Raw genomic sequence first — 16,540 nt, forward strand, 5'->3', positions numbered from 1 at the left:
GGGAATCTCCACTTGTTGTGTTTGATGATATTCCTCTCAGCAAAAAATAATTTCAAGAAAATTAAAGTATGTTCATTCAAACAAAGCAAATTTATCATAATAATAAATGCTAATGAAATGGATCTGGGAATAATAAATATGTGTTTAGGGAGTGAAACATAATAATGAAAATCTCTAATATCCTAACAAGAAGAAATTTTGAAACTTGGCATTTCTGGCAAGTTGTGTATGAATGGGAAGATATTTTTTCGAGAGAATTTGGAGCATCCTTAAAGCCTCTCTCACCTTTTAAAGATAGGTTTTCAAAATATGTTTTTAATCGATATTTGCCTACTAACTATCTTTGGAGACTACATCAGAATTTAAAATCAAGCATGAGTTTAGTTTTCTTGATGTCGCCTTTACAAGGAAGATATTTCGCAATGGACAGACAGAAAACTGTAATTCCTATCATCATAGATTTTTGGAAACATCATATAAAGTTTTTTTTAAGAAACTACTCTTCGGCCAAAATAATTATTCTTACGTCTTTTGAAGTAATAGATTTCCTGCAGGGTATATATCATGAGCTTGGTGGCAAACATCCAGAATTGCTATATCTTCCTCTTTCGGTTTCAGACAAATGGTTCACTAATGACGCCCCATCGAAGTCTATAGATATAATTCAAATAGGACGAAAAAATCCGCTTCTTCATGAATGGGCGCTAAAGTTAACCGAAGAATTTCCAAAAATAGAGTACGTGTTTCAGAAAAATATAAACGGTGTTTTGCATTATCAGTCAACTCGAAATGGATTAATGGGCAGTTTTAATGATCGAAAGAGCTATATGAAACTGCTATCACAGTGTAAAGTAAGTTTAGTTTCATCTCCTGGAATGGATAATTCAAGGAATACTGGCGGTTTCAATCCCGTAACGCCCCGTTTTTTTGAAAGTGCTGTGAGTTATTGCTTCATGGTTGGTCGATATCCCCGAAATAAAGATTTTGCTTTTTGTGGAGTGAACAAGGTTTGTCAGATTCCCAACTCGTACAATGAATTTAGGGACTTAGTTTTAGAAGGACTTAATAATGGCCCTTCATATTATGATTCTTTAAGGAATTTCAGCAAAATGCACCTTACAAGTGTAAGAGCCAAAGAACTTACAGAACTTTTGAACACAGCCTTGAAAACTTTTTTACTAGGAGGTGAATAAATGAACCAATATATAGTAATCACAACGATTTTCCCCCCATCAGAAGCAATAAAAACTTTTGCTTCTACTAAAGCAAAAGTTATTGTTATTGGAGATACGAAAACACCAAACGATTGGAATTTTGATGGTGTAGACTATTACTCTCCCAATAGACAAAAACAACTTGGTCTAAATATTCTCAAAAGGTTGCCTTGGAACCATTATTCTAGAAAAATGATAGGTTACTTAGTTGCAATGAAGGCTGGCGCATCTATAATTATTGACACAGATGATGATAATATACCATATCCGAACTACTGCTTTCCAGAATTCGAAGGAAGATTTTTAACTGTTTGTGAAACAGGTTTCAAAAATGTGTACAGCTACTTTACTGAAAAATCTGTTTGGCCTCGGGGGTTTGATCTTGAACTTATAACTTCTCCTACTTCCAAAATCGAGAAAGCCGACTTAAAAATTGAGAAACATAAGATAGGTGTCTGGCAAGGTTTAGCAGACAATGATCCTGATGTTGATGCAATATATAGGCTGACCAATAACTCTAAAATCATTTTCAAGAAAGAACCCCCAATAGTTTTAAAATCCGGATCTATTTGCCCTTTTAACTCACAAAATACTGCGTTCAGAGCAGAACTTTTTCCTCTCTTGTATCTACCTGCATATGTTTCTTTTCGATTTACCGATATTCTGCGAGGATTTGTAGCCCAACCAATTATGTGGACGAAAGGATATACTCTCGGCTTTTGTCAAGCAACTGTATACCAAGAAAGAAATGTCCACAACTACCTAAAAGATTTTGAATCTGAAATCCCTGTTTATCTAAATGCTGGTAAGATAGTGGAAATTGTGTCTAAAGGAATTAGCTCGTCTAAAACGATAAACGATAACTTATTGTCAGCTTACGAAAAGCTCTATAAAGAAAAAATCGTTCCTATTGAAGAATTAGAATTATTAGAACTTTGGTTACGTGATGTTAGCGAAATATAGCTGTATCCCAAACTACGCGGTAAACTAAGTAACCCAGAAAGGGAACTAAAGAACGCCTTAGGATTACGGACAAATAAGGTAAATACGCCAAAGAATGCTATTTCTAGATAATGTTGTTCTACCTGTTGTTCAATGAATTGCCCGAATCTAATTCGGTCTTTGACATTCATATTGTATCTCGCTATCATCATGGCTGTGAAATAAAGAACCGCTATTTCACTGTGTTTTTCGGTAGAGCATTGTGAATAGACCCGTGTTTTCAAATCTAGAATACCTTTTGTCTATTTGAAGTATTCTTTGACAGTCTCTCTTTTACTGTAATGATCGAGTATTTCATACTCTGCCATATCCATATCGCTACAAAGAATGATTCTCGATCCTTCATTTTTATCACTGTTGTCAATGACTATCTTCATCTTTGCTTGGTGGGTTGGAATTTCAGCAACAAATAGGGTTACACCCCTGTTTTCTGCTTGGGTTTTTAGAGCAAGGAGCTCCCATATAATTAAGATGCGAAAACCTAAAGTTGAACTGTTTGGCTAACATATGGCATGGCTTGATACCAGAATTCGTGATAGTCTACTTGAAGCAAGCAACTTTGTTGAGACAATTCAAAAAAGACGTGGAAGACAGCATAAGAAAGAGTTCATCCATTTCATATACCTTGCCAGAGGTTCATTGTATGAACTTATTACACAAATCGAGTTAGCACGTGAAACTACGCTTCTTAATGCTGCAGTTTGTAAAGAATTACTAGGATCTTGTGAGATTTTGGCAAGAGACTTAAATGCTCTTATTACTTCACTAAAAGGTACCCTGCCAGGAACAAAGAACTAGGAACCGATAACCAGAAAGGAGCGATAGCGTTGTCAAAATTCAAACTCATTTCAACACCCATTCCCGATTTATATATTATTGAACCGGCTGTTTTTGGAGATCATAGGGGATTTTTTATGGAATCATACAACAAGAAAGAATTTGAAGAAATCGGTTTAAATATGGAATTTGTTCAGGACAACCACTCTCATTCAAGAAAAGGGGTTTTGAGAGGTTTGCATTTTCAAGCAAAGCATCCTCAGGGAAAATTGGTTAGAGTTATTAGAGGAATAGTATATGATGTTGCTGTTGATTTGAGAAAAAACTCTAAAACTTTTGGAAAATGGTTTGGTGTTATTCTCTCAGAAGAGAATAAAAGAATGTTTTATGTTCCTGAAAGATTTGCTCATGGTTTTCTGGTACTTTCGGAAGAAGCAGATTTCTTATATAAATGTACAGATTATTATTATCCTGAATACGATGCTGGTTTAATCTGGAACGATCCGGATATTGGTATAGAATGGCCACTTGAAGAATATGGAATTACAGAACCAATCCTTTCGGAAAAAGATAGGAAATTGCCAAGGCTTAGAGATTTGAAGAAAGTTGATAGTTATTAGTTGATGGTTGTTAGAAAAAGACGTTAAATAATATTTGTTTGAAGGTTGTTAGAAATAAAGAGATCTTTTGATAGAATAAATTCAATTTGTCTTTATACCTGAAAACTGACAACTATCAACCAACAACTAACAACAGTTAAGAGATCTTATTGACAACTAGCAACTGTCAACCAGCAACTAAGGAGTGATTCCATGCGAATTCTAATTACTGGTGCCAACGGACAGCTTGGAAAAGATTTTCAGAAGCTCTTTGATAGAGAAGGAATCGATTGTGTTGCGACTGATTTTATTACAGCGGGCGGCACACAGCAAGCAGCCAGCGGCGAGCAACGTTCTAACAATCAGCAACTATCAACTGGCGACCAACAACTATTACACTTAGACATTACCGACCTCCAATCAATTCGAAAGCTGGCAACAGACATCAAACCTGACGTAATAATTAACTGTGCTGCTTACAATGCTGTTGACAAAGCTGAAGTTGAATGGGAAAAAGCGTATACAATAAATGGGGTTGGGGTAAGAAATCTTGCGATTGTGGCAAATGAGTTAAATGCTATTCTCGTACACTATTCAACTGATTATGTATTCGATGGTAATAAAAAGGAGCCCTACACTATATTTGATCTCCCAAACCCATTATCACGGTACGGTGAAAGTAAATTTTTAGGGGAAAAGCTGCTAGTACAAACAGGAGGAAAGTTTATACTTATCCGAACAAGTTGGGTATTTGGTGCGGGAAACATTAACTTTGCTAAAAAAGTTTTGGAATGGGCGCAAAAAAATGGAGAACTTAAAATAGTAACTGATGAAATATCGGTCCCGACATATACAGTAGATCTCGCACAGGCAACATGGACCATTATAAATAAGCGTGCTTATGGGTTATATCATATTTCTAATGAAGGCGAATGTTCAAGATATGAATACGCAAGCTATATATTAGAAAAGATTGGATGGCACGGGAAACTGCTTCCTGCAAAGCAGAAAGATTTTGATTTTCCTGCTAAAAGACCAAAATATTCAAAGCTTAGTAATTTTGGTTTGAAAGAAACAGTAAATATCGAAATGCCAGATTGGAAAAATGCAGTGGATAGGTTTTTGAAGGAGACTGGAGCAGTATGAATTAGTTGATAGATGATAGTTGGTAGTTGTTAGATAAAATAGATAGATAGAAGTTGTTAGAAGATTGTTGATAGTTGACAAACGATAGAGATTGTATTAGTAGATGTTGGAGGATAATCAGTGGGAGATTTTAGAGATCTACAGATTTGGAAAAAAGAATTGAGCTAACTAAAACAATATATGCGATTACCGAAAAATTCCCTAAGAATGAGACATTTGGCTTAAGTTCTCAAATACAAAGAGCTATGGTTTCTGTTCCATCAAATATAGCTGAAGGTGCATTAAGACAATACAAGAAAGAGTTCCTGCAGTTTCTCCATTTAGCTCGCGGTTCCTTAGGGGAAGTAATTACTCAACTAGAAGTGGCAAAAGAATTAAAATATATTGATGAAGAAACCACCATTAGTATTGGAAATAAGCTAGAAGAACTAATGAAAATGATAAATGGAACAATTGCATCACTGAGAAAAAATCACGATCTAAGATAAACTATCAACTAGCAACTATAAACTGTCAACTTTGATTCACTGGGGGGGATAACTAAATGACCATTCTCGTAACAGGTTGTGCGGGATTTATTGGAACTAATTTTGTAAAGTACTATCTCAAGAAGTATCAAGATAGAAAAATAATTGGACTGGACAAACTTACATATGCTGGCAATCTCGAAAACTTGAAAGATATACTCGGTGATACAAAGCCAGAACCATTTTTTTATGGCCAGCAACTAACAACTAGCAACCAGCAACAAAACAAAACTAACAACTATCAACTTACAACTGACAACTTTATATTTATTAAAGGCGACATATGCGACTCTGACCTCGTTAATGCCATCTTTGAAGAATATAAAATCGATGGTGTAATCAATTTCGCAGCTGAATCTCATGTGGATAGATCAATCCATGATCCCCAGATTTTCTTAAAAACAAACATATTGGGTACACAGAATCTATTAGATGTTGCAAAAAAACACTGGCAACTATCAACTGGCAACTGGCAACAAGATAAGAAATTCTTACAAGTTTCCACCGACGAAGTCTATGGCTCTTTAGGACCGACCGGTTATTTTACAGAAGAAACTCCATTGGATCCTCATAGTCCGTACTCAGCTTCAAAAGCTTCAGCAGATTTAATTGTCAAAGCATATCATGATACTTATGGAATGCCTATAAATATAACCAGGTGTTCCAATAATTACGGACCATACCAGTTCCCAGAGAAGCTGATTCCACTTATGATATACAATGCACTTAATCACAAGCCACTACCAGTCTACGGAGACGGTAAACAAATACGAGACTGGCTCTATGTTGAAGATCACTGCAGGGCAATAGATATGGTCTTTGAAAAAGGAAGAATCGGAGAAGTTTACAATATTGGTGGACATAATGAGAAAGAAAATATTTATATAGTGAAGAAAATCATCAAAATCCTTCGAGAGGAAACCGGAGATAAAGAGATAAGTGAAGAACTTATCACTCACGTAAAAGATAGACCCGGACATGATAGAAGATATGGAATTGATCCAACAAAGATCAAAGATGGGCTTGGCTGGAAACCTGAAATAATGTTTGATGAAGGAATTGTAATGACCATTCAGTGGTATTTAGAAAATCAACAATGGATGGAAAGAGTTATATCAGGAGAATATTTGGAGTTTTATGAGAAGAATTACTTGAAACGAAGAGGAAGTGTTGAAAGGAGTTCACGTTAGTGTCCAATGTAGTTTTCGACCTCTTCAAAGTCTTTAGTTCAAATTTCCTAGTTCTAGTTGTAGGGATAATTAATGGATTTCTTATTCCAAAATTCTTGGGAATTGAGCAGTACGCTATATATAAAACTTTTGGTCTTTATGTGGGCTATGTTGGTATTCTTCATTTTGGATTTATTGACGGGATTTATATAAAATATGGTGGGATCAGACCTAACGAGATTCCCAAGAGTGACCTGAAATCGGAATGGTTGTTTTTGTTAAGCTTTCAAAGTCTTATCACAGTTATTTGGGTTATTTTAGCTTACTTGGTTGATCAACCTCTGCTCATATCAGTTTCGCTTTCTATTTTGCCAATAAATCTTATTACGTTCTACAAATTTTTATACCAGGCAACTGGTGATTTCAGTTCATATGCAAAGATAAATTCACTAAGACCTGTTTTGCTTTTGACATCAACCTTAATTCTTATCTTTTTGGTCAGAGAAAAAAGTGCTGCATTTTTCATTGCCGCTTCGGTAATTGTTCCGTATATGATTTTTTCTGTGTTACTATTTCGACAAGTTAAACAGTTTAAGAACGTGGGAAATTCTCCTGTTTTGTCCAAGAATAATTTCTCGAATATTAGTGTTGGAATATTTATTATGATAGGTAATCTGTCCAGTATGTTTTTTTATTCAATGGATAGGTGGTTTGTAAAGTTTCTATTGACTACTGAAGATTTTTCCTATTATTCTTTCGCGGTATCAATGATGGGTATGGTTATGATTCTTATTTCTTCTGTTGCTATGACTTTTTATCCTATGCTTGTTCGCGAGAAAGATAATCAGGAACTTATCAATAAACTTAAAACATATTTGATGATTCTCGGAGCTTTGTCCTCTGTGACTTATTTCTTCTTTGATATTGTTGTTCGGTCATATCTTCCAAATTATTCTCCTTCCTTGGGTGTTATAGCTATTCTTTTTGCAGGATTTCCAGCAATTGCTGTGATCAATGCTATCTACGTAAATCTTTACAAAGCTCAAAAAGTTGAAAAAAAGTATTTCTTTACGGTCATTGGAATGGCAGCTGTTTCTTTTTCGCTTAATTTGGTAGCAGTCCTTGTCAACAAGTCAAATATAACTATAGCATTGGCAACAACCGTTGCTTTCTATTTCTGGTTCTTTTACTCATCAAAGGATTTCAGAGGAGCACAAACAAGCTTTAAAGAGATAATCTATCTTGTTTTATTCCTTGCGGTTTTCTTTATTACCACGAGAATGACTTACTTGTGGTTTGGACTTCCACTATATATTATCGGTGTACTAGCAATTACGTGTATATTCTATAAAAGCGAACTCACCGAACTCATATCAAAGATATTGAAACCACTCAAAAAGCGATGAATAAATTAATCGTTACCATAATTTATATGGTTAAACAAAATTGCTGAGGTAAAGCTATTAAAACACCTGTTACTTTTTTACCTGTACGGCTTAGTCACTATTGTGAATTAGAATATAGGAGCGATATCTGCCTTAAGTTCTGGTTTTAATAACCTAAGCTGTTTTATTACATAACTATCAGTCATTCCAGATATATAATCAGTTAAAACTCTTACCATGAAAGATTCACTAGGAACTGAAAGTTGCAACTTCTTAAGTTCTTCCCTATACAAATTAATACGTTTTAGTATAAACCTTCCAAATGTTTTTACTGCGAGATTTTTATCTTTATCATAGCAGTCTGTTTGTAATCCATACAATTTAATCTTTTCCAATAAACCATTGAATAATTCTTCTATGATGTTTTGAGCTTCTTGATTCATTTTTATGGTTCTAGGATGTTTATATATGCATTTGTAGTTAAAGTCTTTTAACTTTACCATCAATTCATATTTTTCAGATGAAAGACCTATCTTGCCTTTAACTCTAGAATGTTCAATCACATCTTTTACCAAAGTATCAATTATTTCTCCATTCTTTTTCCCTAAAAGGGTTCTTACCTTTTTAGGAACATCACTATCTTTGATCAATCCAGCCACAATAGCATCTTCAATATCTCTACCTAGATATGCTATCTTATCAGCCAAACGAACGACAGCTCCTTCATATGTTACTGGATTAGTATTTCTATTTTCTATTTGTCCAAGTTTTTTCTTTTCAGAACAAATCTCAACATATTGCTCAAAATTCTCTCCACAATGAGAAATTATTCCATCTCTTACAGCATAGGTAAGATTTAACCCCTTACCATAATTATCTAGATAATCTAGAACACGCAAGCTATTCACTTCATGATAAAAATGTCCAGCATTATGTTGGATCATTAGTTCATCCAACTTTGCCTCTCCCGCATGTCCAAATGGTGCATGGCCAATATCATGACCAAGCGCTATTGCTTGAGCTAATTCAATATTCAAATGTAATCCTTTACAGATACTTGAGGCTATCGTCGATACATGAAGAACATGTTCAATTCTAGTACATATGTGATCGTTTTGTGGAGAATAAAACACTTGTGTCTTGTTTTTTAACCTTCTAAAACCCATTGAATGTATTATGGCTGTTTGATCTCTAAAATACGCACCTCTGATATCAAACGGTCTTTCTTTTTTTCTCTTCTTAAGTATAGAATCTGCTATCGGATTATTAAGACCTTCGCTCATTCTATCCCCCCTTCATCCAATTGTAATGTTAATTTTATTATACATATTTCACTTATTTAAATCAAATTGATAACTTATAAAGTAAGGTATGTATAAAATTACCCTCTCTGAAAATGGAAAATAAATAGGAATAGGATAGGGACAGACACCAATATTTACAAAAGTTGCAACTGGCTGTGCGCTGCTCCGCAGCGGTTATGCTGGGCTTCGCCCAGGCCGTGTGTGACTTCGTCACCGTCGTGCGCCTGCGACGGAATAAGAAAATGAGGACAGTATACAACAATGGGACAGTCCTCATTTTTTCTTTATGTGACTTATCTGTTTTAGGATTTTGTTCGTGATTCAGAACCAAAAACATGAATAAATGGTTCTTTTTACTTGTAAGATATATATGGTCCTAACTTCCTGATCCATGCGTCAGTAAGTAAATCAAAACCATCGAAGCTGTATCCGGTTATTACATACTCCCCTTTACCAGTATAGAGAACGCAAGTGCCAGAGAAATTACTTCTTGTTTCCTCTGTTTTTTGCCAATTGATGTTTCCAGAGTCGTCAATGTTGACAAGCCACAATTTTTGAGTACTATTACTATTTGAGTCAGATGTAGTATTTCCAATGAATGCATAGTTATTATTCTCGACTTTTATAATGTCAAGAGCTTCAACATTACCTTCTCCTTCGAAAGTTTTTCTCCAGAACTCTCTGCCATAACTATTTAATTTTATTAATAAGACACCTTTTGAGACTTTGAAACTAAGCTTGTTGTTTTTAAGTTGTGATGTGGTCGCTAGAACTAAAAAGCCTCTATCATCAGTTTGTATAACCTTATTTCCAGTGTCTTGATATTCTCCACCGGTTTTGTATTCCCAAATGGGGTTTCCGTTTTTGTCTGTTTTGAGAATATAGATATCATCATTGCCGCCAAACTCAGCTTCTTTGTCGTAATTGATCCATCCGGTGATTATGAAGCCTCCATCTTTTGTTTGTTCGATATACTTAGCGCTATTTGCCCAGTGGTCGCCGTACAGTCTTTGCCATTGGATGTTTCCATAAGCATCAAACTTGATAACCCAGATCTTTCTTTTATCTTCATCCGAAAGATTATTCAGGTTCGAATATGTCCAGCCTGCTACTGCGTATCCTCCATCTTTTGTATTAGCAATAGAAGTAAAGCAGTCTGAATTTTTGCCTTCAAAGACCTGCTTTTTAACTAAGTTTCCATTTCTATCGATCTCAATTAAAATGGCATCTTTTTTGCCTTGAATTACCTTGCATCCAACTAAAATGTACCTTGAATTTTTAACCAGTACACTAAAAGCGAAATCATTAGCCAATGGTTCATTGATTATGGTTTTCCATTCAATCTCCAGTGAGCGATTGATTTTTGCGACAAATATATCTCTGCTATCGTTTTCAAATACCGCATCGCCTACTAAAATAAACCCTCCATCTGGAGTGGCTTTCATGTCTCGAACTATTAGGTCATTGCCAAGATTCAATAATTTATGCTTTATAATTCTCGGTTGGCTCAAAGTTTTGAAGTTCCAAGTTTCACCGAACTTTTTCTTTTTACCGTCAACTGCTTCTACTTTCCAGGAATACCACGTGTTGTATTCGAGCGTTCCTGGCTTGAAATTTGTGTTCTTGGTTTCACCGACAAGCTTAGAAGGTTTTCCACTTTCCCACAGATATACCCGATAACTTGGAGAACCAAGATATGCATGGCTCATTTCCCAGTCCAATTCCAGAGTAATGCTAACCTCTTCAGTATTATTAGTGGGAAAAGGATTGATCGGAGTGGGAAGCGTCAGAAGCCACCATAAAATAATGATAGGGATTGCAAACCATTTTTCCATATCACATCAGCCCTCCTCAGGTTAACTAGCATTTTATGCAAATACGAATCGCAATTTCTCACTTCAAATAAAAACATGTATGGCTATCCTCTTCGCTGACGCCTTTGATAATCAAGATTTAAAGTCCTTACTTTCTCCTAACTATCCAATTTTACCTTATATAAACATAGTTTAATTCATATATTCTCAGTATGTTACAATAATAGGTGGTGTTAATTATTTTTTAGTAAGTGATTATGCACAAATAAACAATTACAGGTAGGGTCAAGAAATAGTACTTGGAGCTTTGTATATGGTCAAATAAAAATGACCCCCTCTCCCTGGTGTCGACATCAGTTATAGCCGGTTTTTTTAAATAAAATTTGACAAAATTCGGTTTTTTAGAGTATATTAAAAACGTAATATAAATAAATTTTGAATTATGTTCACGAACAAACTTAGGTGAAAAACAAAATGAGAGACCGCAAGTGGGTAATTTCAGAAAATGAAAAAGCAGAAAAAATCAAAGAGTATTTGCTACAAATGGGAGGAGAAGAAAGATCTGTTTCTTCTCCATCTGAGATATGGCGAGTAAAATTTTCGGATAGCACATTTATTTATTATAAGAAAGGAACTCTATACAGTACCCCTTCAAATTCCGAAGATTTCGCAGTGAAAGAAGCTTGGGATTATGTCGACAAGATTGTTGGACCTATTTTTATCCATCCGTCGAAAGAATTTTTAATAGGACTTGATGAAACAGGTAAAGGAGAACTCATTGGACATATACATCTTGTTGGCGTACTTATTCCTGCTGAGCTTTTTCACACGCTATATGAGTTAGTCAACACAGCAGACACAAAGAAATCTCATACTTTTGACTATTGGGATGATATTTTCAGAAAAATCTCCTCTTTTATCAACGAAGGGGTAGAATTTCTTGAAGAAAAGATACCGCCTTGGCATGTGGACAGATACAATCTAAACAAAATCATGGATATAGTATATCAGAGAATATTAGCTTCCTTTTTCAGAAAAATCGACATCTTTAAGTGTAGAATTGTGATTGACGATTATGGAGTAGGATCAACTTTAAAGAGATTCCTAAACTTTTTAGAAAAGCAGGGAGCTGAAATCATTGTTTCTCAAAAGTCTGATGATACCTACCTTGAAGCAAAGATAGCATCTGTACTTGCAAAAAGGAGCAGAGAATTTGTTATAAAGAAAATTAATGAAGATCCAGCATTCAAAATAAACGGACTTTCCGTAGGTTCTGGAAATGCAGGGAACAAAAAAACTATGGAATGGGTTGAAGCGTGGCATGCTTCAGGTAAAGAATGGCCGTGGTTTATTAAAAGATCTTTTTCACCAATACGAAGAATTGAAGGATCTAGAGACAAGGTAAAAAAAGCCACCCCTCCAATAAGAGAAAATCTGTTATCCGAAGATTTTAAAAGAAATTTCGATGAGGGTAAATTAGACATAAGAGTCCTTTCAATTGTTTGCCCATCTTGTGGTGCAATTTCAAAAGCCGTTTTTTTCACAACCAATGAAGAAGGATTTGCTGCTAGATGCCCACAGTGCAAAAAACCTTTAAAAGAACTTAACTTTACTCTACGGTATTATTGTGGATTTATAATTCCAGATAGCAACATAATAAATAGAGGATTACTTGGGAAAGACCTTGAAAAAAGTAGATTTTTTGAGGACTTCACCATCTTAATACCGGGCATAGTTAGATATGAATGTGATACCAAAGGAGGAAAGAAAGAATTTGAGAGACTTGCCAAATTTGCCTCAATTAGCAGAATTAAACTTAAGGAAGTAGGCGAATTCAATCCCAATAAATTCAAAAATCTAACATCGCAACAAAAAGATGATTTGATTATTGAAACGTGTATTAAGGAAAATGCAATCCTCCTTTCAGCAGATAAGCAAGTTAAAGGAATAGCTGTGTCAAGAGACATTTTCATGATATCAGCACTATAAAAAATACTTTAGGTGAAGAAGTTGCTTATCTCTTGTCTAGTTTTTCTTAGAGATCTGATGATTTCTTTCAAGGAATTAATTCTAGCTATGATTTTGTCCAAGGCAAAAATTCGTTACTTAGCTTCGCATTTTAAATTATATTTTTAGTGAGCAATGAAATTGATCTTATATCGTGGAAAATGGGGACAGACACCTTTTTTTGGTTGTCGGTTGTGAGTTGTAGGTTGTATGCGAGATTGGATGGTGAAGATTAGATTCGAGAGCCGTTTACCGTTATCCGTCTTCTGTTGACCGATAAGGGCGAAGTTAGATGTTAGAGATAAGAATCGAGAGCTGAGAAGGCGAGAGGCCGAGAACCAAGATTCGAAAAAACAGACGCTTGCGAGGCTGTCAGCTGATGGAGCAACGTTCGAAGACTAAGGCTTGCGGATGTTGTAAAAGCAAAAGAGCGAGACTGGATGTTAGAGACTGGAGTTTGGATAAAGATTAAGAACCAGTAACCGAGATTTGGTAAGCGCACAGATAAACCTAACTCCACCAGGAGTAAGCACTCCAAAACACCCGAGGTGGGTCAAATTTTTTTGACTATACACATTCTTCAAATATTCACTTTTTCCCTCGTACATCTTTTATGCCTTTTCCACCGTAAGCAGCTTTAGAACTTTCAATTCCGATTACTCTAAATCTTGCGTTGGCACTTGCAAGCCACTCATAGCATGATGCAAGGAGTGTTCTCGTTCCTTTTCTCTTTAGAGCTTCCGAACAATCCAGTCCAGGGCTAACCATTATTACTTCGTAATCCCATTCATTGCCACGAAAGTGATCTTTGTTTTTTTCAAGTGTTTCTCTATCTCCTTTAATAAGTTTTGTATTCTTCCTTGTCCCGCTATCGATTCTTTGCGAGATCTCCTTCAGTAGTGAACGAGAGCTAACATAATTGATGCTTCTCAAAGCTTGTTCCAGTGCTTTCAATTCGCATATTCGTGCACCTGGTTTCTTAGAAACGGTACATGCCTTACAGTGATAAAAACTAACTAAATTCAATTCAAAATTCAAAGTGATGAAATCGGCAATTTCTCCAGTTGAATGATCTTTTATAATCAAGGTTTGGCTGTTTTTTGCTTCTTCCTTGAGCCATTCTTCCAATTGATCGTGGATGGTGAGAAAACCTTCTAGAGGTTTCCTGTTTTTTTTCACATCTTCAAACTCAACATATATATCACACTTACTCCAATCTCTCTTTGAATCTAAAAAGTTATCACTTAACTTCAAATCGGTTGATGTTGAGTACAGAGTTCCACCTTTGACAATTCCACCATCTTTAAGGAAAATTACTGGGGGATACATTGCCAGGAAATCCTTAAGGTCTACGGTTTCACCACCATCACCCTTATCTACAATAAGACTAATAGTTTTCTCTCCAAAGTCCCAATAGGGGCTCCTGAGCGAATACTTATACTTTACTTTTTGAGTTTCATCTTTACAGTGTATCAAAAGATTTCCGAGGAGCGTTTTTTTATCATTACTTAATTTGAAAGTGGAAAATGATATACTTTCAATCTGACATTTAGATTTTTTTGAATTGTACATTGTTACACTCAGCCTTGGATCCCAAAAACAATAAATCATGTAAGGCGATGAAGGGAACTTCTTGATACTTCTACCCGTTGAGAGAAATTCGACATTGGGTAATTTGCCTTCTCTTCCCTGCGAGAGACATTTTGCAACATCATCACACCATTCTATGAATTCATTTATTGGCCCCCGCTTTATTGACCATACCCTTCCCTGAAAACAACCAATTCCCCTGGTTTTCCCTTCTGGGTACCTAGCAAGAGCATGTCCAGGTATGAAAGTTCTTCCATCGGTTATCCTAATAGCGTTTTCTATCTGATTGCCCATATAAGTTTTATAACTAGGCAGTGATCCCGATGATTTGGCAAGACTCGAAAGCCCAAGCATTAAATACTCTGAGTCAGCGGCTCTAATAGCATTAGTAATTTCTGATGCTTCAAGTCTTTTAAGCGAATTTTCACCAAGATATTTCCTGATCTCCGAAGCAATAGAGTCAGCAGTCGTATACTCGAAGAATAGCTTTTTGTTATTACAAAGGTAAAATACATGGAGATCAAATCTGAGAGTTTTTAGATCGACTTTTGAGGCCCAAGGAATATTTCTTTCAGTCTCTGTAATTACTGTTAACCATTCTCCGTTGTCGCTTAATTCACGAAAGACAACATCTGTCTTTCTATCCAGTTCAAATTCTGTGTCTAAATTCAATCTCTTGATATTAGTTACATTATAAACTCTAACACTAAAGAACGGTTCCAAATCTTCTGGAAGAATGTCAACGGCAACATCTATGTCTGCAAATTCGTGAAATTTGACTCTTTTCGTAGAACGGTCGATAATTTTATCAATTAATTCAGGAATTAACTCCTCCCAGGCATTATCCCTCAAATACAATTGTCTAAGTCTTCCTTTAACATCGTCCGCACAAGCAATTAGCTGTGGTTCACCAGCATCTTCAGAGGTTTTGCGGCAAATTCTGCCAATAAACTGAATTGTCGCCGGAAAAGATTGTTTTGGTTTGTGTAGCACTGCAACTTTCAAGCTCGGCACATCAAGACCCTCTCCTATTTGATCAATGCAAATTATTCCATCAAGATTCCCTTTTTTTAACTCTTCCAACGTGTTCTGGTTTTCAGAAAGAGTTTTTTTGTAATTGACTTCTTTGATTTTCAAACCAATGTCAGTGTAGAGATCTAGAAGCTTCTTGGAATGTTTAACACCTTCAGCACGAACAAGCAATCTAGCGCCGGGATATTTTTTTCTGTGATCTTCAAAGACTCTCTTTGCTTTCTCTGATAGTTCTCTGTTCTTATTTTTTGGTTCCTGACAGATTACATTGTGATATTTGATCTTTGAGTAGATGGAAGATTTAATCGCACGATGCATTGGATAATGATAGATCAGTTTTGCCATCAATCTTCTCTTATCATTTCGGAAAGGAGTAGCTGTAAGAAGAACTACTTTACATTTACGGAAAGACTTAATCAATCTACGCCACGTTTTTGCTGAGGAGTGATGTGCTTCGTCAACAAACAATAAAGTGTCCTGAGTCAAGAGATCATCAGGGGGAGCACATATACCTTCGTATTCAGGACTCATAGTGTGTGGGGTAGCTACAATTGCGTCGTAGGCTCTGAATTCCTGCCACATTTCTATGTTTGTTATTTTACCAGTATTATTATGAACTTTTGGGTTTTCTGATGAACCAATATATAGGCCAGCCTCTCTTAAATCCTTTAAAGAAGCAAACTTTTTAGCAGTCTGATCGCGAAGAATCACGACAGGTTCTATTATAAAAACACGGTCTGCTTTCAATAGGAAAGACAGTATCATCATCAGAGCGGTTTTTCCTGATCCAGTTGGCATAGAAATGAGAGCCGGTGATTTACTACTGGTAAAGTGCGCTAGTGTCGCCCACGCTGCGCCAACTTGGCATTCCCGATATCCCGCTTCTTCTTTAGCTGCTATCTTCAATGTCGAAATCTTGTTGAAATTCTCTTGAAAAAAGCTCATACCACCACCTGACTTTCTCGAGACTTATA

The 16,540-nt window shown here is 35.8% G+C and carries 12 protein-coding genes and 1 pseudogene; 9 read left to right on the forward strand and 4 right to left on the reverse strand.

Annotated features, from left to right (window positions below):
- The first annotated feature begins 164 nt into the window (after positions 1–164).
- Together IX53_RS01000 and IX53_RS01005 are read left to right on the forward strand one after the other, a co-directional pair.
- Entirely contained in the window at positions 165–1,193 is a 1,029-nt protein-coding gene (locus IX53_RS01000) for a hypothetical protein (RefSeq protein ID WP_047753766.1), read from the forward strand.
- Positions 1,194–2,177: an STELLO glycosyltransferase family protein gene (locus tag IX53_RS01005; protein ID WP_047753767.1), complete on the forward strand. Its 984-nt coding sequence runs from the start codon at positions 1,194–1,196 to the stop codon at positions 2,175–2,177. It begins immediately after the preceding gene.
- 26 nt (positions 2,178–2,203) lie between these two features.
- On the opposite strand, the pseudogene IX53_RS11080 reads toward IX53_RS01005, so the two are convergent.
- Positions 2,204–2,641, reverse strand: a pseudogene (locus IX53_RS11080) (IS701-like element ISKol8 family transposase); the annotation flags it as partial.
- A gap of 82 nt (positions 2,642–2,723) precedes the next feature.
- On the opposite strand from IX53_RS11080, the gene IX53_RS11090 reads away from it, so the two are divergent.
- The 6 genes from IX53_RS11090 (at position 2,724) to IX53_RS01030 (ending at position 7,840) form a co-directional block, all read left to right on the forward strand.
- The gene (locus tag IX53_RS11090; protein WP_082128426.1) at positions 2,724–3,014 is read left to right on the forward strand and encodes a four helix bundle protein; all 291 of its coding nucleotides are present in this window, start codon (positions 2,724–2,726) and stop codon (positions 3,012–3,014) included.
- 29 nt (positions 3,015–3,043) lie between these two features.
- Positions 3,044–3,613: a dTDP-4-dehydrorhamnose 3,5-epimerase gene (gene rfbC, locus IX53_RS01010; RefSeq protein WP_047753768.1), complete on the forward strand. Its 570-nt coding sequence runs from the start codon at positions 3,044–3,046 to the stop codon at positions 3,611–3,613.
- A 192-nt stretch (positions 3,614–3,805) separates the two neighbouring features.
- Positions 3,806–4,738: a dTDP-4-dehydrorhamnose reductase gene (rfbD, locus tag IX53_RS01015; protein WP_047753769.1), complete on the forward strand. Its 933-nt coding sequence runs from the start codon at positions 3,806–3,808 to the stop codon at positions 4,736–4,738.
- 146 nt (positions 4,739–4,884) lie between these two features.
- A complete protein-coding gene (locus tag IX53_RS01020; protein ID WP_053001084.1) occupies positions 4,885–5,226 on the forward strand; it encodes a four helix bundle protein in 342 nt (113 codons plus the stop codon).
- A 56-nt stretch (positions 5,227–5,282) separates the two neighbouring features.
- Positions 5,283–6,455 carry a dTDP-glucose 4,6-dehydratase gene (gene rfbB / locus IX53_RS01025; RefSeq protein ID WP_047753770.1) on the forward strand — a complete coding sequence of 391 codons (1,173 nt, stop codon included), beginning with the start codon at positions 5,283–5,285 and terminating at the stop codon, positions 6,453–6,455.
- Positions 6,455–7,840: an MATE family efflux transporter gene (locus tag IX53_RS01030; RefSeq protein WP_047753771.1), complete on the forward strand. Its 1,386-nt coding sequence runs from the start codon at positions 6,455–6,457 to the stop codon at positions 7,838–7,840. The genes rfbB and IX53_RS01030 overlap by 1 nt, the downstream gene beginning before the upstream one ends.
- A 107-nt stretch (positions 7,841–7,947) precedes the next feature.
- On the opposite strand, the gene IX53_RS01035 is transcribed toward IX53_RS01030, so the two are convergent.
- Together IX53_RS01035 and IX53_RS01040 are read right to left on the reverse strand one after the other, a co-directional pair.
- Positions 7,948–9,102 (reverse strand): deoxyguanosinetriphosphate triphosphohydrolase family protein, encoded by a 1,155-nt coding sequence (locus IX53_RS01035; protein ID WP_047753772.1) that lies wholly within the window; start codon positions 9,100–9,102, stop codon positions 7,948–7,950.
- Positions 9,103–9,476: 374 nt separating this feature from the next.
- Positions 9,477–10,958, reverse strand: a complete 1,482-nt coding sequence (locus IX53_RS01040) for a hypothetical protein (protein WP_047753773.1) — start codon at positions 10,956–10,958, stop codon at positions 9,477–9,479.
- Positions 10,959–11,399: 441 nt separating this feature from the next.
- On the opposite strand from IX53_RS01040, the gene IX53_RS01045 reads away from it, so the two are divergent.
- The gene (locus tag IX53_RS01045; RefSeq protein WP_156173070.1) at positions 11,400–12,926 is read left to right on the forward strand and encodes a hypothetical protein; all 1,527 of its coding nucleotides are present in this window, start codon (positions 11,400–11,402) and stop codon (positions 12,924–12,926) included.
- 606 nt (positions 12,927–13,532) lie between these two features.
- On the opposite strand, the gene IX53_RS01050 is transcribed toward IX53_RS01045, so the two are convergent.
- On the reverse strand, positions 13,533–16,472 hold the full coding sequence (locus IX53_RS01050) for a DEAD/DEAH box helicase (protein WP_169746178.1): 2,940 nt from the start codon (positions 16,470–16,472) through the stop codon (positions 13,533–13,535).
- Between the last annotated feature and the right edge of the window lie 68 nt (positions 16,473–16,540).

The organism is Kosmotoga pacifica (assembly GCF_001027025.1).
In the GTDB taxonomy this organism is placed as follows: domain Bacteria; phylum Thermotogota; class Thermotogae; order Petrotogales; family Kosmotogaceae; genus Kosmotoga_B; species Kosmotoga_B pacifica.

Bases quoted from the DNA above. Each gene is read 5' to 3' on its own strand.
- IX53_RS01035 (WP_047753772.1), bottom strand. From the start codon at position 9,102: ATGAGCGAAGGTCTTAATAATCCGATAGCAGATTCTATACTTAAGAAG.
- IX53_RS01040 (WP_047753773.1), bottom strand. From the start codon at position 10,958: ATGGAAAAATGGTTTGCAATCCCTATCATTATTTTATGGTGGCTTCTG.
- IX53_RS01005 (WP_047753767.1), top strand. From the start codon at position 1,194: ATGAACCAATATATAGTAATCACAACGATTTTCCCCCCATCAGAAGCA.
- rfbD (WP_047753769.1), top strand. From the start codon at position 3,806: ATGCGAATTCTAATTACTGGTGCCAACGGACAGCTTGGAAAAGATTTT.
- IX53_RS01000 (WP_047753766.1), top strand. From the start codon at position 165: ATGAAAATCTCTAATATCCTAACAAGAAGAAATTTTGAAACTTGGCAT.
- IX53_RS11090 (WP_082128426.1), top strand. From the start codon at position 2,724: ATGGCATGGCTTGATACCAGAATTCGTGATAGTCTACTTGAAGCAAGC.
- rfbB (WP_047753770.1), top strand. From the start codon at position 5,283: ATGACCATTCTCGTAACAGGTTGTGCGGGATTTATTGGAACTAATTTT.